Annotated in this window: 13 protein-coding genes; 5 read left to right on the forward strand and 8 right to left on the reverse strand. The window is 70.3% G+C overall.

Going from position 1 to position 18314, the window contains the following annotated elements; genetic code table 11:
- Positions 1 to 8: 8 nt before the first annotated feature.
- The 7 genes from Drose_RS18385 to Drose_RS18415 all read right to left on the reverse strand — a co-directional run bounded on the left by Drose_RS18385 (position 9) and on the right by Drose_RS18415 (position 7026).
- The gene (locus Drose_RS18385) at positions 9 to 1040 is read right to left on the reverse strand and encodes a methyl-accepting chemotaxis protein (protein ID WP_260729405.1); all 1032 of its coding nucleotides are present in this window, start codon (positions 1038 to 1040) and stop codon (positions 9 to 11) included.
- Positions 1033 to 2070 carry a protein-glutamate methylesterase/protein-glutamine glutaminase gene (locus Drose_RS18390; protein WP_260729406.1) on the reverse strand — a complete coding sequence of 346 codons (1038 nt, stop codon included), beginning with the start codon at positions 2068 to 2070 and terminating at the stop codon, positions 1033 to 1035. The genes Drose_RS18385 and Drose_RS18390 overlap by 8 nt, the downstream gene beginning before the upstream one ends.
- Entirely contained in the window at positions 2067 to 2546 is a 480-nt protein-coding gene (locus Drose_RS18395; protein ID WP_260729407.1) for a chemotaxis protein CheD, read from the reverse strand. The genes Drose_RS18390 and Drose_RS18395 overlap by 4 nt, the downstream gene beginning before the upstream one ends.
- Entirely contained in the window at positions 2543 to 3373 is an 831-nt protein-coding gene (locus tag Drose_RS18400; protein WP_260729408.1) for a CheR family methyltransferase, read from the reverse strand. Before Drose_RS18400 ends, Drose_RS18395 begins: the two co-directional genes overlap by 4 nt.
- Positions 3370 to 3915, reverse strand: a complete 546-nt coding sequence (locus Drose_RS18405) for a chemotaxis protein CheW (RefSeq protein WP_260729409.1) — start codon at positions 3913 to 3915, stop codon at positions 3370 to 3372. Before Drose_RS18405 ends, Drose_RS18400 begins: the two co-directional genes overlap by 4 nt.
- An 81-nt stretch (positions 3916 to 3996) precedes the next feature.
- Entirely contained in the window at positions 3997 to 5922 is a 1926-nt protein-coding gene (locus Drose_RS18410; RefSeq protein ID WP_260729410.1) for a putative bifunctional diguanylate cyclase/phosphodiesterase, read from the reverse strand.
- 117 nt (positions 5923 to 6039) lie between these two features.
- Positions 6040 to 7026, reverse strand: a complete 987-nt coding sequence (locus Drose_RS18415; protein ID WP_260729411.1) for a phosphatase PAP2 family protein — start codon at positions 7024 to 7026, stop codon at positions 6040 to 6042.
- A 242-nt stretch (positions 7027 to 7268) separates the two neighbouring features.
- Between Drose_RS18415 and Drose_RS18420 the strand changes: the two genes are divergently transcribed.
- The 4 genes from Drose_RS18420 (at position 7269) to Drose_RS18440 (ending at position 10972) form a co-directional block, all read left to right on the forward strand.
- Positions 7269 to 7643 carry a DUF2267 domain-containing protein gene (locus Drose_RS18420; RefSeq protein WP_260729412.1) on the forward strand — a complete coding sequence of 125 codons (375 nt, stop codon included), beginning with the start codon at positions 7269 to 7271 and terminating at the stop codon, positions 7641 to 7643.
- 68 nt (positions 7644 to 7711) lie between these two features.
- Positions 7712 to 8380, forward strand: a complete 669-nt coding sequence (locus tag Drose_RS18425) for a GNAT family N-acetyltransferase (protein WP_260729413.1) — start codon at positions 7712 to 7714, stop codon at positions 8378 to 8380.
- 53 nt (positions 8381 to 8433) lie between these two features.
- Positions 8434 to 9657: an EAL and HDOD domain-containing protein gene (locus tag Drose_RS38790; RefSeq protein ID WP_313900030.1), complete on the forward strand. Its 1224-nt coding sequence runs from the start codon at positions 8434 to 8436 to the stop codon at positions 9655 to 9657.
- Between the two features lie 52 nt (positions 9658 to 9709).
- Positions 9710 to 10972 carry an EAL and HDOD domain-containing protein gene (locus tag Drose_RS18440; RefSeq protein WP_260729414.1) on the forward strand — a complete coding sequence of 421 codons (1263 nt, stop codon included), beginning with the start codon at positions 9710 to 9712 and terminating at the stop codon, positions 10970 to 10972.
- Here Drose_RS18440 and Drose_RS18445 read toward each other — a convergent pair.
- Complete coding sequence (locus Drose_RS18445; protein ID WP_260729415.1) at positions 10944 to 11147, reverse strand: hypothetical protein; 204 nt, start codon at positions 11145 to 11147, stop codon at positions 10944 to 10946. The genes Drose_RS18440 and Drose_RS18445 overlap by 29 nt on opposite strands.
- 1175 nt (positions 11148 to 12322) lie before the next feature.
- Between Drose_RS18445 and Drose_RS18450 the strand changes: the two genes are divergently transcribed.
- Positions 12323 to 17923, forward strand: coding sequence for an RHS repeat domain-containing protein (locus Drose_RS18450; protein ID WP_260729416.1), 5601 nt, complete (start codon positions 12323 to 12325; stop codon positions 17921 to 17923).
- Positions 17924 to 18314: the final 391 nt, after the last annotated feature.

Consider the following 18314-nt stretch of genomic DNA (forward strand, 5'->3'; position numbering starts at 1 on the left):
GGAGCCTCCTAGAAGAACGTGATCTCCGACTCGGGTACCGGGGCCGCCACGCCGGACCGGTGGGCGTGCCGCTCGCCGTGCATGGTGTAGGTGCGTTCGAGGTCGTCGAGCAGCGGCCGCGCGTCCGGGCCGCCGTCCGGCGCCGACCGGACGTGGTCCGGCATCCGCTTGATGTTGTCCTCGAGATGCTGCAGCACCTGCCCGATCCGGTCCTGGAACTGCAGGTTCACCAGCGCGTCGGCGATCGCCGCCCGGATGCCGACGGCGGCGTCCTCGAGCCGGCCCGACGACTCCCGCGACCGCATGACGGCGGCCAGCAGGTCGTCGATCACCTCCTGCACGTCGCTGTTGGCCCTGGTGACCGCGACGCTCTCCCGTTCCGCGTCGCCCTCCGCGGTCGCGAGCACCGCCTCGATCGCGGCGCCGATGCCGTTGACCTTCTCCGCCATCTGCACGCTGGTCTCCATCGAGCGGTCGGCCAACTGCCGGACCTCGAGCGCCACCACGCCGAAGCCGGCGCCGGCCGCGCCGACCCGCGCCGCCTCGATCGAGGCGTTCAGCGCCAGCAGGTTGGTCTGCGCCGCGATCTGCGCCACCTCGGCCGTCATCTGCTTGAGCTCGTCGTTGAACCCGGACAGTCCGGCCAGGTCCTGCACGGCCTTGCGCTTGGCCTTGAGGGCGTTGTCCAGTGTGGTCACCACGTTGCCGAGCCGTTCCCGGCCCTGCTGGAACGATCCGGCGCCGCCGTGCTGGTCGAGCGCCGACGTCGACGAGGCGAGGACCGAGTCGAGGTTGTCCACGATCTGGCTGAACCGCTGCGTCACCGCGCCGATCGCCGACTCCATCTGCGCGCGTGACGACTCGATCTGCGCCGACCACACCGGGGCGACCGCGCCGGCGAACTCGTCGACGCCGCGGCGGTAGTCGCGCGGCGCCGGCCCGGTGGGCGACGGGGTGCCGCGGGCCCGGCGCCTGCCGAGCGCGAGGCCACCGGCGAGACCGGCGAGCAGGGACACGACGACGTACAGGAGCTCAGCCATGTTTGCGGATCACCTCTGCTATCGCGAGGAGCGGTATCTCGCGCTCCACGGCCCCGATCAGGACCGCCTCTTTGGGCATGCCGTAGACGACGCAGGTGTCCTCGTCCTGGGCGACCGTGGCGGCACCGGCCAGGCGCATCTCCAGCAGGCCACGGGCACCGTCGTCGCCCATGCCGGTCATGATGACGCCGAGCGCACCGCTCCCGGCGACCTTCGCGACCGACCGGAACAGCACGTCGACCGACGGTCGGTGCCGGTTGACCGGCGGGCCGTCGAACACCTTCACCCGATAGCCGGGCCCGTCCGCGACCAGCTCCAGATGCCGGCCGCCCGGGGCGACGAGCACCAGCCCGTCGGTGACCTGGTCGGCGTCGGCGGCCTCGCGCACCTCGACCGCGCACAGCTCGTTCATCCGGTCGGCGAACGCCGCGGTGAACCGCTCCGGCATGTGCTGCACCACGACGACGCCCGGGCCGCCGGCCGGCAGGGCGGTGAGGACCCGTTCGAGGGCCTGGGTGCCGCCGGTGGAGGTGCCGATCGCGACGACCCGCGGCCCGCCCGGGCGCGGACCGGGCACGGCGTCCGGCGGGCGGGCGGGTGCGCGCCCGATGCGGCGGGCCCGGCCGGCCGCCGCCGCCCGTACCGCCGACACGACGTCGCCGCTGTCGTCGGTGAGGTACCGCTTCAGCCCGGTCGTCGGCTTCGGCACGGCGCTCACCGCGCCGGCGGCCAGCGCGTCCATGGTGGTCCGGGCGCCGTGGCCGACGAGCGTGGAGCAGATGACGATCGGGGTGGGCCGGATCGACATGACCTGTTTGACGAACGTGATGCCGTCCATGCGCGGCATCTCGATGTCGAGGACCACCACGTCGGGCCAGTCACGGTTCATGAGCCTCATCGCGAAGATCGGATCGGCGGCGGAGCCGATGACCTCGATCCCCGGCTCCGCGCCGAGCCGTGCGGACAGCACCTGCCGCACGACCGCGGAGTCGTCGACGATCAGCGTCCGGATGGGCGCGCCGGTGGTCATGACGCCTCGTCCAGGAGGCTGCGGTCGTTGTGGTACATCCAGACGTCGCCGGTCGCCAGGTCGAACCGCAGGCGGCGGGCGCCGGTGCCGCCGAGGTGCCGCGCCACGACCGTGAAGCCGTGCTGGTCCAGCAGGCTGAGGCCGGCCGCCGCGTTGGCCCGGGCGACCCTGTCGCACAGGACCTGCGCGCCGCCGCCGAAGAGCTTCGCCTCGTACTCGGCGGGCCGCGTCCCGGTCCGCTCGAGCTCCCGCCGGAACAGTCCGAACGCGTCGGTCGCGTACCGCCCGTCGAGTGCCCGGACCTGCGCCGGCCGGCCGCGGTGCGGGAGCATGAAGTGGCACATGCCGCCGATGCGCAGCCGCGGATGCCAGAGGCTGACCGCCACGCACGAGCCGAGCAGGGTCGCGATCCGCGTGCCCGGCCCGGCGAAGTGGAACTCGCCGGGATTGAGGAACACGGTGCGCGGCCTGGTCACGGGCGCCCGCCCGGGAGCCGGTAGATCGACGGCCGGACCATCCGCAGCCGCGACGGGATGCCGTTGAGCGTCTCGGACAGGCTGACGATGAGATGCCCGCCGGGGTACAGCATCTCCTGCAACCGCTGGATCAGCGCCGTCTTCGTGGGCAGGTCGAAGTAGATCATGACGTTGCGCAGCAGGATGACGTCGAACCGCCCCAGGTCGTGCAGGTCGTGGAGCAGGTTGGCGTGCAGGAAGGTGACGTGCTCGCGGAGCACGGCGCCGGCCGTCATCAGGCCGGCGTACTCGTCGCGGCCCTTCAGCCAGTACCTGCGCAGCAGGTCCGGCGGGATCCGGCCGGCGGCCTCGAGCGGGTAGAGCGCCCGGCGGGCCCCGGCGACGATCCGGGTCGAGACGTCGGTGCCGATGATCTCCCAGGACCCGGCCGGTGGCCGCTCGGCCAGGACCATCGCCGCGGTGTAGGCCTCTTCGCCGCTGGAGCTGGCGGCGCTCCACAGCCGCAGGACGCGGTCGTCCGGCTGCTCCGGCACGATCATGTCACGCAGGTAGTCGAAGTGCTGCGGCTCGCGGAAGAACGAGGTCTCGTTCGTCGTCAGCAGATCGATCGCCCGGTGCAGCTCCTGCTCGTCCTGCTGGTTGAGCAGCCGGACGTAGTCGGCGTAGGTCCGCACGCCGAGCTGCCGCAGCCGCCGGTTCAGCCGCCCCATGACCAGCGTCTCCTTGCCCGGCACGAGACGGATCCCGGTGCGCTGGTGCAGCAGCGCGCTGATCGCCGCGAACTCGGTCCCGGTGATCTCCGGTGGCGCGTCGACGGCGCGGGTCACGGGGTGTGCGCCGTTCCGCTCTCGCCGGGGGACTCGCGGCCGCCCCGGGACAGCTCGGCGATCTCGTCCGGCGACAGGACACGGTCGAGGTCCAGGACGATGAGGAAGTCGTTCTCCCGCCGGGCCATGCCGCTGATGAACTCGGGCTGGATGCCGGTGCCGAAGCTCGGCGTCGGCTCGATGTCGCCGGCGCCGAACCCGACGACCTTGTTCACCATGTCGACGAGGATCCCGATGTCCTGGCCGTCGGCCGCGTCACTGCTGTGCACGATGATGATGCTGGTCCGCCGCGCCACCGCGGTGGCGCCCTGGCCGAACCGGATGCCCAGGTCGACCACGGGAACCGCCCGTCCCCGCAGATTGATCACGCCCCGGACGAAGTCGGGCGCCATCGGCACGGCGGTGAGGGCGCGGTACTCGATGATCTCGGTGATGTGGAAGATGCTCAGCGCGTACGCCTCGCCGTTGAGCGTGAACGTCAGGTACCGCCCGGCCTCGGCGCCGCCGGCGCGCTGGGCGTCGTCTGCAGTGCTGGTGCTCACCGGTCTGCCCGTCCTGTGCGTGTGCTTGCGAAAACGTCCTACCGATGCTGATCGGCGATGCCGGGCGGCTCTGAAGGTTTCCTACAGCAACTGTGGTGCCCGGTCCGGAGACGGCGCACCATCCGGGGCCCGGCCCGTCGCTGGCGGGTGGGCGAGCAGCCAGTCGTCGAACGGCACCGGCGCGCCCGTCCCGTAGCCCTGCGCGTGGTCCACGCCGATCAGCCGCAGTTCGGCCAGCACCACGTCGTCCTCGACGAACTCGGCGACCGTGCGCAGCCCCATCTCGTGGCTCACCCGGTTGACCGACTCGACCATCGCCCGGTCCACCGGATCGCTGGTGATGCCGCGGACGAAGCTGCCGTCGATCTTCACCAGGTCCACCGGGAGCTGCTTGAGGTACGCGAACCCGGACAGCCCGCTGCCGAAGTCGTCCAGCGCGAACCGGCAGCCCAGCGCGCGCAGCTCGGAGATGAACGCCACGGCCCGCCCCAGGTCGGCGATCGCGACCGTCTCGGTCACCTCGAAGCACAGCGCACGCGGCGGGATGCGGTGCGCGCGCAACTGGTCACGGATGAACGCGAGCAGGGCGTCGTCCCCGAGCGAACCGCCCGACAGGTTGATCGAGAACGTCTCGTCGCCGGGCACGCCGTCGCGGTACCGCCCGGCGAGGCGCTCGAGGGCGGCCCCGATGACCCAACGGTCGATGGCTGTGACGAGGTTGTACCGCTCGGCCGCCGGCAGGAACGCGCCGGGGCCGATCAGCGACCCGTCCTCGCCGCGCATCCGCACCAGCAGTTCGCCGAAGTGCCCGCCGCTCGAACGGCCGGTGGGGACGATCGGCTGGTAGTACAGCACCAGCGCGTCGTTGTTGACGGCACCGATCACCCGCTCGGCCCAGCGCGCCAGGCCGCGGTGCCGGTCGAGCCGGTCGTCGTCGGCGGCCACGACGTGCACCCGGTTGCGGCCCGCGTGCTTCGCGGCGTAGCAGGCGGCGTCGGCGGCCCGTAGCGCGTCCTGTGCGTCGACACCGCCGGGCGTGATCGGCACGACACCGATGCTCAGGCCGACCGAGAAGACCCGCCCGTCGTGCGGGAAGCGGTGCCGCGCGACGGCGTGCTGGATCCGCTCCGCGGTCGCGGCGGCGGCTTCCGGCGTGCGGTCGAGCAGCAGGACGACGAACTCGTCCCCGCCGACCCGGGCCAGGACGTCCGCGTCGTCCAGCTCGCCGTTGATCAGGCCGGTCACCTGGCACAGCAGGATGTCGCCGGCGCCGTGGCCGCAGCTATCGTTGACGATCTTGAAGCGGTCGAGATCGAGGAAGCACAGCGCGTGACCGGCCGGCGGGATCCGCCCCTCGAGCGCCGCGGCGAGCCGCCGGTCGAACTCGCGGCGGTTCAGCGCGCCGGTCAGCGGGTCGTGGCTCGCCTCGTGCGCCAGCCGTGCCGCGATGGCCCGCTCCGCGTCCTGTGCCCGGTCGGCGAAGCGCCAGTTGACGATCGCGGCCGCCGCGGCGCCGGCGACGAACAGCGCGTGGATCGCCGCCCACCGCACCGGATGGCGCCACGCGTCGGCATGGTTGTAGACGAGCTGCGGCGCGAGCACGCCGACGACCGCGTGCTCGACGAGCACGAACGCGGCCGCCAGCAGGAACGTGCGCCATTCCTGGTAGAAGGTGATGACGACGAGCATCACGAAGAAGTGGAAGTGCATCTCGATCATCCCGTGCCCCAGGTGCACCAGGACGGCCGAGGACCCCAGCAGCCCCAGCGTGGCGGCGGCGGAGCGGATGTGGCGGGACAACCCCCGCGCCCCGGCCACCCCGAGCGCGCCGATCAGCGGGGCGACGTCGGCGAACGCGTGCTGGACGGGCAGGCCCTGCAGCAGTGCGTAGGCGAAGAGGCCGGCCGCGTGCACGGCCACGATCCACAGGATGGCCCTGTGCCGGGCGCGCCAGTCCTGCTCGGGCAGCGGCCGCCCGCTCGGCAGCATCCGAATCAGCGTTCGCATGCCGGCTTCATCGCTGCCCGACCACCCGTCCTGAGCGTGCGAACCGTACTGCTCCGGTTCCTTCCCGAACCGCTCCGCGCGCCACCCGGCATCGGACGTCACGCCACTCGGCGTGGCCTAACGTCTGGCTTCGGGTGGCTCCTCGGCGGCGAGCCGGACGGTCGGCGTGTCATCGGCGCCGAGCAGCCGGACCGTCGGCGGCTCGTCGGCGGGCTCCTCGGGGTCGGGCGGGACGACCCGCGGGACGACCCGGTGCACCGTGGCCAGGACCGACGCCACCGTCAGGCCCGCCGTCCCGGCGATGCCGAGCGCTCCCCCCGCGTACGCCGCGAACAGCCGGCGCCGGCCGAGATCCTCGACGGCGGTCGTGACGACGTCGTTCGTGAGGTACAGGGCCAGCCCCGCACCGGCGAGCAGGCCCAGGGACACCAGCGCCAGGAACAGCGTCATGTAGGTGCTCGGCGGACCGTACTCGACGCCGCCGTGCCGCCGCTGCGCCAGCACGATGAACAGCCCGGTCACCGCCGCCCACGCGCCGACGATGAGCAGCGCGGCGACCGCGTCGCTCGGCCGGTGCCACCCGGCGGACAGGGTCGCGACCCCGGCCAGGGCGGCGAACAGCGCGGCGACGAGCGCGCCCGGCCCGCGTGTCCTGGCCGGTAGTACGAGCACGAACGCCACCGCCACCGACGCCGCGACCGTGGTGTGCCCGCTGGGCAGGCTGTTGCCGGCCGCCGCCCGCTCCACGTCGACACCGAGGTCCGGCCGGTAGATGACCGCCTTGAGCACCTGGGTGGTCGCGTTGGCCCCGCCGATCAGCAGCACCGCCCCGACGGCCAGGGCGACCCGGCGCCGGGCGAGGGCGATGAACCCGATGACGACCGTCGCCACGGCCAGCGACAGCACGGAGATCCCGTTGAGCGTGTTGTCCACGATGCTCTCGACCCGTGCGCGGCCGATGCTGTTGCCCGTCAGCGCGACATAGTCGAGCAACTGCCCCTGCTCGGTCTGCACGAAGAACCGCCACACCTCGACGAAGCCGACCGTCCCGGCGACCGCCAGCAGCAGCAGCCACAGAACCAGCCCAACGGGCCACCCACGCATGGCGAGCAACATAGCGGAAGTCTCCGATCGCCGCAGTGTCCGGTTGGCCGCTGTTGTCCCCGCGTCCGAACCGTTCGGGCATCCGCCGGGCATCCGCCGGGATCCGCCGGGATCCGCCGGCGAACCGGTCGCGGCGCCCGGGAGCGCCGACCGGCCGACCCGCGAATCACCCTCCGGGAGGGACGGGGACTGGACCGGGCGCCACCAGCATGGGGCCTGACACCCGCAGGGAGGGGAACACCGTGGACGAGCGGGAATTCGCCGCAGCGGTCGCGCAGCGCGCCGGCCTCGCCAAGGAGGAGGCCGCCGACCTCGTCCGCGGCACGCTGGAAGAGGTCGGCAACCAGATCAGCGGCGGAGAGGTCAAAGGGCTCGCCGTCGACCTGCCCCCCGGCCTCGCCGGCCACCTGCCCCGGCACGACGGGCGGTCGCGCCCTGTGCCGTTGCAGGAGTTCATCCGCCGGCTCAGCGAGCGCACCGGTCTCACCGAGAACGACGTCAGCCGCGGGGTCGGCGCCGTCCTCAGCGGCCTGGAGCGGCTGCCCGACGGCGGGCACGTCCGGCACGCGCTGTCCCAGCTCCCGTCCGACTACCGTCGCCTGATGGCGACGGGCTGACGTCGCCGGTCGGCCGACCTCAGGCGGCGGGCACCGCGCGAAGTGGATCGAGCGCCTAAGATGCACAGGTGCTGACGACGTTCCTGCGCGCTTGGCTCGGTAGCTGGCCGTCCCCGGGCGGGCTCCTCGTCGTCGGGCACCCGGCCCGCGAGAAGCCCCGCTGGGACGGGGGTGAGCAGTTCGCCCTCGGCGTGACCGACGCGGACGGCAACGGGGTCCTGTCCGTGCCGCCCGCCCGCCGCGACGCCGTCGCGGCGCTGGTCGCCGGCCTCGACCCCGCCACCGTCGAGGCGGCTCTCGCCGCCGAGCTGCCGGCGCTCGTCGGGCGGCCGGAGCAGCGCTGCTTCACCGGGGTGTTCCGGTGGTCGCAGGCCCCGGCGGCGCTGCCCGACGCCGGGGAGTGGGAGCCGTCCGACGCTCCCGGGCTGCCCGGCTGGCTGCGGCCGTTCCCCGGCGAGGTCCTCGTCGTGCGGGAGGACGGGGAGTACGTCGCCGGGGTCGGGCTCAAGCCGCACGACGTGTCCGGGATCGAGATCTCCGTGGGGACCGAGGAGCGGGCACGCGGCCGGGGGCTGGCGCGGCGGATCGTCGCGCGGGCGGCCCGCCGCGTCGTCGTGAGCGGCGCCGTGCCGATCTACCTGCACGATCCCGCGAACACGGCCAGCGCGCACGTCGCCGTCGCCGCCGGCTTCCCCGATCTCGGCTGGAAGGTCCATGCCCTTGCGGGCACCGCGTAAAGTTTCCGCGCCGAAGTCGTCATCGTCGCCGTGGCCGGGTCGATGAGTGCGGTATGTCCCGCCCATCCGTCGCCGTACACGTCGGTCGTCAGCCGATTTTCGACCGGCGCGGTGACGTCCACGGCTACGAGCTGCTCTTCCGCGGCGACGCGGGGGCGGTGCGGGCCGACGAGCGCGGCGCCTTCGCCACCAGCCGGGTGCTCATCACCGCGTTCACCGAGATCGGGATCGAGTCGCTCTGCGGCCGCCGCCTGTGCTTCGTCAACCTGACACGGGAGTTCCTCGTCGGCGACCTGCCGCTGCCCTTCGACCGCGAGCAGGTGGTCCTGGAGATCCTCGAAACCGTCGAGATCGACGACGAGGTGGTCGCGGCCGTCGACAGGCTCGCCGGGCAGGGATTCCGCTTCGCGCTCGACGACTACGTGTTCGGGCTCGGTCACGAGCCGCTGCTGGAGCTCGCCACCTACGTCAAGATCGACATGCTGGGGACGCCGGACGAGGCCCTCGCGGCGACGGTCGCGCGCTGCCGCAGGTACCACCACCTCAAACTGGTCGCCGAACGGCTGGAGACCCCCGAACACCTCGCCCGGGCGCGGGAGCTCGGGTTCGACCACTTCCAGGGGTACGTCCTGGGCCGGCCCCAGGTGGTGAGCGCGGCGGCGCTGTCGCCGTCCCGGCTGGCCCGGGTCGAGCTGCTCAGCCTGCTCGTCGGGCCCGGCATCCCGCTCAACCGCGTGGTCGGCCTGGTCACCAGCGACCCGGCGCTCAGCCTGCGGCTCATGGCGGCCGCGAACGCCGACGCTCTCGGGCTGCCGGTCAAGGTGTCGTCGGTGCACGAGGCGGTGCTGCTGCTCGGTGTCGACCGGCTCCGCGACTGGGCGACGCTCATGCTCGTCAGCGACCTGGACGACCCCGGCACCCAGCAGTTGTCCGTCGCCGTCACCCGGGCCCGCATGTGCCAGAACATCGCGGCGCGGATGGAGCTGCCACCGGAGGCCGCCTTCACCGTCGGGCTGGTGTCCGCCGTCGCGGAGCTGCTCGGCCAGCCGGCGGCCGAGCTCACGGTGCGGCTCTCGCTCAGCCACGAGGTGACCGAGGCGCTGGTCGACGGAGCGGGGCCACTCGGTGAGCTGCTGTCGCTGGTCGCCGCGTACGAGGCCTCCGACCTGCCGATGCTCCTCGCGGCGCCGCTGCCGGTCGAGGACACCGCGCGGGCGTACCTCGACGCCGTCGCGTACACCGGCCGCATCATCGGCCCCCGCGGCGGCGACCGGTAGCGGTTCCGGCCGGTACCTTCACTCCGGCACGCCGCGGCCGATAGGCCCGGACGTGGACAGCACGCGACCCGTACACATCGGACGCCAGGCGCTCTACGACAACCGGGGACACGTCGCGGGCTACGAACTGCTGTTCCGCGACGGCCCCGAGGCGCACCACGCCACGGTCCGCGACAGCGCCGCCACCAGCCGGGTCATCGTCGAGGCGTTCACCGCGTTCGGGATCGAGGAGCTGGTCGGCGACAAGCTCTGCTTCGTCAACCTGACCCGCGAGTTCCTCGTCGGCGAGCTGCCGCTGCCGTTCCCGCCCGGCCGGGTCGGCCTGGAGATCATGGCCGGCGTCGAGGTCGACGACGAGGTGCTCGCCGGGGTGGCGGCGCTGGCCGAGCAGGGGCACCGGCTGGCCGTCGATGACTTCACCGGCGCCGGCTCGCGGGACCGCCTGCTGCCCCACGCCCACTACGTCAAGATCGACATGATCGCCGAGAAGCTGCGCGGCGACCGGAAGGCGATCGCCGCCATCGTCGCACGGTGCCGCCGCCACCGGCGGATCCGGCTCGTCGCGCAGCGCGTGGAGACCCTCGAACTGCTGGACCTGGCCCGGCGGCTGCACTTCCAGCTCTTCCAGGGCCACGCGCTGAGCCGCCCGCACCTGGTCACCACCCGCACGCTCACGCCGACCCGGCTGGCCCGGCTGCGCCTGCTCACCGAACTCGCCGCCGGCGACGTCCAACTGGACCGCGCCGTGGCCGCGATCGAACGCGACCCGGCGCTCGCGATGCGGGTCCTGCGCGGGGTCAACGCCGCCTCCAACGGCCTCAAGCGGCCCGTCTCGTCGATCTTCCAGGCGGTCGTACTGCTGGGAGTCCCGCAGGTGCGGCAGTGGGCGACGCTCATGATGGTCGCGGACCTCGCCGACGGCGACGAGTCGGTGCTGACCGACGCCGTCGTGCGGGCCCGCATGTGCCAGACGCTCGCCGAGCGGCGCGGCGTGGACGGGCCGACCGCGTTCACCGTCGGCCTGATCTCGGCAGTCGGGGACCTGCTCGGCGGGTCGGCGGACGCGCTCGCCGACAAACTGCCGCTCACCGACGAGGTCGCCGAGGCCGTGGTCCGCGAGCGCGGCGAGCTCGGCATGGTGCTGGGTGCGGTGCGCGGGTACCAGCGCCGGACCGCCGGCGGTGCCGACCCCGACCCCGGCCTCCGCCTCGGCCTCGGTGCGGATCTGCTGGCCGCGTTACGCTGGGCGAACGCGGCGCTGGCCGAACCGGAACCGGCCCCGTCGCCTAACGCCGCCGCAACTCGCGGCGGCTGACGCCGAGGTACACCTTGTGGGCGCGGTGGTCGATCCGCTGGACGGTGTCGACGTCGAGCCTGAGCCGGCCGCCGTCGCCGTCGGTGATCACCACCTGCGGTCCGTCGTAGGTCGCTCTGTCGATCGCGCCGACCGCGCCGTCGGTGGCCTCGACCGTGTACCCCACCAGCGTCATCGTGTGCCTCCTCTGTCCGGGCAACGACCCGTTACCCGGTTCGGCACGCCGGCATGCATCCGCCGCCGCGCGGGTCACCCGGACGGAGCGCCCGCCCGGACGACCTGCGGTCCCCGCCGGCCGACGGTGAGGGCGCTGGCGGACGTCAGGTCCGCTCCTGCTCGGCGAGCTGGAGCTGCTGCCGCCAGGCGCGATCCCGGAGCGAACCTCACGGTATCTGTGGCCCCGCGGGGCTGTTCGACACGGCGCTGTTCGCCGGAGGTCGAAACTTTCCGAATTTCCGCGATCACACAGAGCTATTCATCGATGTGATATAGACCACTGGCTCTCCGTTGACTGGCTCGTGTGGGCGTTCGCCGCGAGCGAGCTTCGGTGACGGCTCGTAGTGGGTTCTCCCAGCTTCTTCCGGGGATCGTCGGCGATCGATATCGTGCTGTCTCCATGGTCGCCACCGGGAGGCTCGCATGGTCGGTCGTCGGAACACATTCTCACTGCCTGGGTCCGGGCGCGGCCGGGCCTGGCGGTGGTTGACCGCTGCGGCCGCGGGTGTGGTGTTCATCCCCGTGCTGGTGGCGCTGCCGGCCCATGCGGCGCCGGTGTCGCCGTCTGGTGCGGTCAATCCTCAAGAGCGTTCAGTACCGGTGCGGCCGGTGGGGTCGAGGGCGTCGGTGTTGGCGAACGCGGACACGAAGAAGTTGTGGGCGGGTTCGGCGATGGTGTGGCCGGTGGGTGGGTCTGGTGTGGTGGGTGTGGTGGGGGTGTCGTCGGGTGCGGCGCGGTCGATGTCGGGTGGGGCTGCGGGCGCGGCCGGTGCTCCTGGTGGGTTGCCGGTGGTGGCGCGGGGTGCGGTGGGGTCGGTGGAGCCGCGGACGTTGCGGGCGGAGGAGGCGCAGGCCGGTGCGGCTGCGCGGGGCAGGCCGGCGCGGGTGAGGGTGTCGGTGGCGGCGCGGCCGGTGGCGGAGCGGGCGCATGTGGCGGGTGTGGTGTTTTCGGCGGTGCGGGCTGATGGTGTCGGTTCGGTGGGTCGGGTGGCGCTGGATGTGTCGTATGCGGGGTTTGCGGATGTGTTCGGTGGTGGGTTCGGGTCGCGGTTGCGGTTGGTGTCGATGCCGGGGTGTGTGTTGTCGACGCCTGAGGTGGCGGCGTGTCAGGTGCAGACGCCGGTGTCGGGGTCGGTGAACACTGTTGATGCGCGGGTGGTGTCGGTGGATGCGGTGCCGGTTGCCGGTGATCCGGCGGTGGGGTTGGCGGGGGAGTCGGCGGTGCCGACGGTGTTTGCGTTGACCGCGGCGGTGTCGTCGCCGGTGGCCGGGAATTTCGCGGCGACGTCGTTGTCGGCGGCGTATGGCTGGGCGCAGGGTGGGTCGTCGGGGTCGTTCAGTTACGACTATCCGATCGTGGTGCCGGAGGGGTTGGGTGGTCCGGTCCCGGAGGTGGCGTTGGGGTATTCGTCGGGTTCGGTGGATGGGCGGACGTCGGGGGCGAACGGTCAGCCGTCGTGGTTGGGGGACGGTTGGGACTACCAGCCCGGCTACATCGAGCGGTCGTACCGGTCGTGTCTGGATGACGGGCAGTCGATTCAGGATCTGTGCTATTTCTCGCGGTGGAACGCGACGATGGTGTGGGGTGGGAAGTCCACTGCGCTGGTGGCTGACACTGAGGGTGGCACGGGGTGGCACGCCGCGGATGATTCGGGGCTGCGGGTCGAGCAGTTGTACGGGGCGAGCAACTACACCGCCGATGGGCAGTATTGGCGGGTCACCACCCAGGACGGTACGCAGTACTACTTCGGGGCCGGGAAACGTTACGCCGCCGATCCGAGTAACACGTTGTCGACCGCGGTGGAGCCGGTGTTCGGTGATGACCCGGGTGATGACTGCCATCGGAGCACTCTGGCCACGTCGTGGTGCAACCTGGGGTATCGGTGGAATCTCGACTATGTCGTGGATCCGCGTGGTAACTCGATGACGTACTTCTACTCGAAGTACACCGGTGCGTACGGGTTGAACAACGGTGCTGTGATCGCGCCGTATGACATCACGGTCACGCTGGACCGGATCGAGTACGGCACCCGGGCCGGGTCGGAGGGTTCGTCCAGCGCGCCGATGCAGGTCGTGTTCGGTACGTCGAACCGGTGCACGCCGTCGGCGGCGAACTGCACGGCGTGGCCGGATGTGCCGTGGGACACGTATTGCAGCCCGGCGTGGGCGTCGTGCGCGCAGCGGACGCCGACGTACTGGACGCCGTCGAAGTTGGATACGATCACCACGAAGGTGTGGAGCACGGCCGATGGCGCCTACCGGGATGTCGACCGGTGGGACATGACGTACACGTTCCCGTCGTACGACGGGGTCAACTCGGTGCTGTGGCTCAACAATGTCCAGCACACCGGGCTGGTCGGTGGGAGTCTGGCCGAGCCGGCGATGACGTTCGTCGGTACGGCGTTGAAGAACCGGGTGTTCGGCAGCGAGCCGATGTGGCGGTTCCGGCTGTCGGGTATCGACACCGGCACCGGCCGGCAGCAGGTGGTCACCTACGAGGGATCCGGGTGCACGCAGGCGCTGCTGTCGACGTTCAACTGGCGGTACAACCCGTACCGGTGTTACCCGTCGTGGAACGGCACCAGCTACGACTGGTACGAGAAGTACGCGTTCTCCTGGATTCGTGACATCGACCTGCTGGGCGGCGGGCCGGAGGTGTGGACGTTCTACGGCTACAGCAACGACGGCAGCGTGAACCAGCTCTGGGCGTATGACACCAACGAGATGGTTCCGCCGGAGCACCGGAACTGGTCGAAGTATGTCGGGTACTCCACCGTGACGGTCAAGCAGGGCCCGGACGACGCGCATTCCAGCAGGGTTAAGACGCTGTACTACCGGGGGTTGCACGACGACGGGTTCGAGGCCGACGGCACGCACTACACCGTGAACGTCACCGACAGCCAGGCCGTGGCGACCGCCGATCAGCGGGCTCTGGCGGGCATGGTCCGGGAACGGACCACGCTGGACGGCACCACCCCGCTGGACTCGACGATCACCGACTACACCGTCACCCAGACCGCGAAACGGGTCACCACGATCCCGTCCGGGACGATCACCGCCTACCGCACCACGACCGCCAACACCAAACAACGCACGTATCTGGCGGCGACCAGTAGCTGGCGGTGGACCCGCACCGAGTACGCCTACAACAGCGACGGGCTCGTCACCCAGGTCAACGACCTCGGCGAAACCGGCACCGCGACCGGGAACACCCCGACCAGCGACGACACCTGCACCACAATCACCTACACCACACCCGACACCACCAAATGGTTCAAGAACTATCCGGCGCAGACCGTCACGACCGACTGCGCGGCGAACCCGACCGGCGGCAACTACCTGGCCGGCAGCCAAACCTTCTACGACGGTGCCACCACCCTCGGGGCGACACCGACGAAGGGCCTGGTCACCAAAACCACCGCGCTGGCGTCGGTGAGCGGGACGACCCTGAGCTGGGTCCAGGCCGGCCGCACCGGCTACGACACCTACGGCCGTGTCACGGACACCTACGACCGGCTCGACCAGCATTCCAGCACGGCCTACACGCCGGCGGCGAACTACCCGGTGACCCAGACGACGGTCACGAACCCGCTCGGCCACAGCACCACGACGACTTACGACCCGCTGCGTGGTCTGCCCACCGCCATACTGGACCTCAACAACAAGACCACCTCGATGCAGTACGACCCGCTGGGCCGGCTCACCAAGGTGTTCAAACCGCACACCTCCCCGACAACCAGCCTGCCGGACATCGAATACACCTACACACTGCGCTCTACCGGCGGCCCCAACTCCGTCACCACCAAGGTGCTCGGCCCCAACGGCAACCAGGTCACCAGCTACCAGCTCTACGACGGGCTGCTGCGGGCCCGGCAGACCCAGGCACCCGCAGCACAGGCCAACGGCGGCCGGATCATCACCGACACCCAGTACGACGGGCGCGGGCTCACCGTCAAGACGACCACGTTCTGGAACTCCAGCCCCCCGGCCGCCGAGGTCGTCGGCTTCGCCGACACCGATGCCGCGGTGAACAACCAGCACCGCTACACCTACGACGCACTCGATCGGCAGACCGTCGACGCGTTGTACTCCGCCAACACCCTCAAGTGGCAGACCACCACCGCCTACGACGGGAACCTCACCACCGTCACACCTCCCGACGGCGGCACCCCGACCACCACCTACGTCAACGGCCGGGGCAAACCCACCGAGCTGCGCCAGTACCTCGCCAGCACGCCCACCGGCAGCTACCACGCCACCACCTACAAATACGACCGGCTCGACCGCCTCACCGAGGTCAAAGACCAGTCCAACAACACCTGGACGACCCACTACAACCTGCTCGGCCTGGCCGACTCCACCACCGACCCGGACAAGGGCACCACGACCACCGTGTATGACGGTGCGGGCCGGCCACAGACCGTCACCAATGCCAACAACGCCAGCCTCACCTACACCTACGACGCGCTCGGCCGCAGGACCGGCCTCTACGACGGCACCACCACCAGCGGCTTCCAACGCGCGAAATGGATCTACGACACCGCCACCAACGGCAAAGGCCAGCTCACCTCGTCCACCCGCTACGTCACCGGCACCAGCGGCACCGACGCGTACACCACCACCGTCACCGGCTACGACGACGGCTACCGGCCCCTGGGGACCACCACGGTCATCCCGTCGAGCTTGAACCTGCCCGGCCTGCCGTCCGGCAGCTACACCACCAGCACCACCTACAACGTCGACGGGTCCGTCGCCACGATCACGTACCCGGCCGCTGGCGGATTGTCGGCCGAGACGGTCACCAGCACGTACGACAACACCGGTCGGCCGCTGACGTTGACCAGCCCGGACGCCACCTACGTCGCTTCCACCAGCTACTACGGTTGGGGCGTGCCGTACCAGCAGATCAACGGCACCGGCACCAAACGGGTTCGGCAGACGACCGCCATGGACGAGGCGACCGGGCGGCTGACCACCAGCAAGGCCGAGACCGAAAACCAGTCGACGCCGAACGCCTGGGTGGAGCAGCTCACCCAGAACTACGGCTACGACCAGGCTGGCAACGTCAAAAACATCACCGAGACCAGCGCCGGCGCCACCGTGTCCAACGAATGTTTCCTCTACAACAAGCTGCGCGAATTGACCGAGGCGTGGACCACCACCGCCGCCACCTGCCAGACCGCGCCGGCCACCGCGAACGTCGGCGGCCCGGACGCATACTGGACCAGCTACACCTACGCCACCGGCACCGGCAACTACAACAGCGGCAACCGCACCACGGAAGTCCGCCACGCCATCGGCGGCGGCACCGACACCACCCGCACCTACGCCTACCCCACCACCGGCAAACGCCACACCCTGACCAGCGTCACCGCCACCGGCGGGGCCACCGGCACCGACAACTACGCATACGATGCCGCGGGCAACATGACCACCCGCAACATCACCGGCAAACCCGGCCAGACATTGACCTGGGACAGCGAGGGCCACCTCGCCACCCTCACCGACTCCGGCGGCACCACCAGCTACATTTACGACGCCGACGGCAACCGCCTCGTCGCCAAGGACCCCGCCGGCGTCACCGTCTACCTGCCCGGCTACGAACTGCGCAAGGTCGGCTCCACCACGACCTGCACCCGCTACTACGGCTCCGTGGCGAGCCGGACCCCGGCCGGCCTCACCTGGATCGCAAGCGACCACCACGGCACCGGCCAACTCGCCATCGACGCCAACACCTTGACCACCACCCGCCGCAAGAGCGACCCGTTCGGCAACCCCCGCGGCACCGACCCCACGTGGCCCAACACCCGCGGCTTCGTCGACGGCACCCGCGACAACACCGGCCTCACCCACTTGGGTGCCCGCGAATACGAACCCACCACCGGCCGGTTCACATCCGACGACCTCATCACCGACTTCATCGATCCGCAACAGATCAACGGTTACGCGTACGCCAACAACGCCCCGACCACCAGCAGCGATCCCACCGGTCTGTGGAATGACCACGATCCTAGAGACACTCCTGCATGGGAGTGGCCATGCAGCTTGCAGCATACAGAGAACTGTGGTGCGCCCCATTATGGCAATGGGGGAACCGATCCTCGGAAAGTCAAGCGTCCGAGTACCTCGCCGAATTGCATGGTTATGCCACAGGGGTGCGAGAAGCCGCCCGTCGTGGTGCCTTCTGGAAAGCCTCCGAAGAGTAAAGACGGCTCGGCCGGTAAAACCAAGGGTAATTGGCCTCTTATTGAGCGCAATGAGCTGGCACCCGACGGCTGTGGATACCTGCATTGCTCCGATGAACCCGTGGTGAAGTGCGTTTCATGGTTGAACTGGGCGTGTCAATCTGCGGAATGGATCGATAAATATGTACAGATCGGGGCATCGGCGTGCTTCATGTACTGCCTCGGCGTGTCCTATCAGGATGGCACCGTCGGTTTGACTACAGCAGCTGGCGTAGGCCTGGGTTTTACCGGAACAATCGGCCTTACCAGCGCTAAGCCGGCCGATCAAGGTCCGGTCGGTTGGTTGCTCTGCATGGGTGATGGCCCGGGCGGCTGCTACATTGGCGGCGTTAAGGGTGACGTCGGCGCCGACATGAACGGACATTCGGACACTTGGCATGGTGGCGCGATCGGGGCCGGTGTGGGTTTCTATGGCGGGGGTACGTGGACGCCCTTCACCTGGCAGATTGGCCCCCATATGCCAAAGTGGCATCCCTTCCCTGGCTTCTGACGGCGACGGAGCGTATCGACTGATGCAAGCGGCCATTATGTTTGGTTTCGGGCTCCTATTCGTGGTGGTGGGCCTTGCCCTCGCCACCGATTTCCGGGGCATCACAACCAAGCACATTGCACTCGCCTCGAACCTGGTGCGGCCGATCAGTCCGCTCCGGAAGGGTCGAACGGAGCAGGATCTACAGCAGCGACAGTTTCTGCTTGTTGTCCTTGAGCGGCTCTTGGGGTGCATGTTTGTGTTGGCGGGTAGTGGACTTGTTGTGGCTGCGGCTTATACGTTCGTTACGAAATAGCTGCGGCGCCAGTTCCCTGGCCCGGGTGTTTCAGGATCGGTGATCCACTGGGTGGGCCAGAAACGCGTAAGTGCCTTCTGAACTGGGACAATGAGG

The sequence above is a fragment of the Dactylosporangium roseum genome, from assembly GCF_025264685.1.
In the GTDB taxonomy this organism is placed as follows: domain Bacteria; phylum Actinomycetota; class Actinomycetes; order Mycobacteriales; family Micromonosporaceae; genus Dactylosporangium; species Dactylosporangium roseum.

Excerpts from the sequence above, each read along its gene's own strand:
- Drose_RS18410 (WP_260729410.1), bottom strand. The coding sequence starts at position 5,922 with ATGCGAACGCTGATTCGGATGCTGCCGAGCGGGCGGCCGCTGCCCGAG.
- Drose_RS18445 (WP_260729415.1), bottom strand. The coding sequence starts at position 11,147 with ATGACGCTGGTGGGGTACACGGTCGAGGCCACCGACGGCGCGGTCGGC.
- Drose_RS38790 (WP_313900030.1), top strand. The coding sequence starts at position 8,434 with ATGTCCCGCCCATCCGTCGCCGTACACGTCGGTCGTCAGCCGATTTTC.
- Drose_RS18385 (WP_260729405.1), bottom strand. The coding sequence starts at position 1,040 with ATGGCTGAGCTCCTGTACGTCGTCGTGTCCCTGCTCGCCGGTCTCGCC.
- Drose_RS18390 (WP_260729406.1), bottom strand. The coding sequence starts at position 2,070 with ATGACCACCGGCGCGCCCATCCGGACGCTGATCGTCGACGACTCCGCG.
- Drose_RS18415 (WP_260729411.1), bottom strand. The coding sequence starts at position 7,026 with ATGCGTGGGTGGCCCGTTGGGCTGGTTCTGTGGCTGCTGCTGCTGGCG.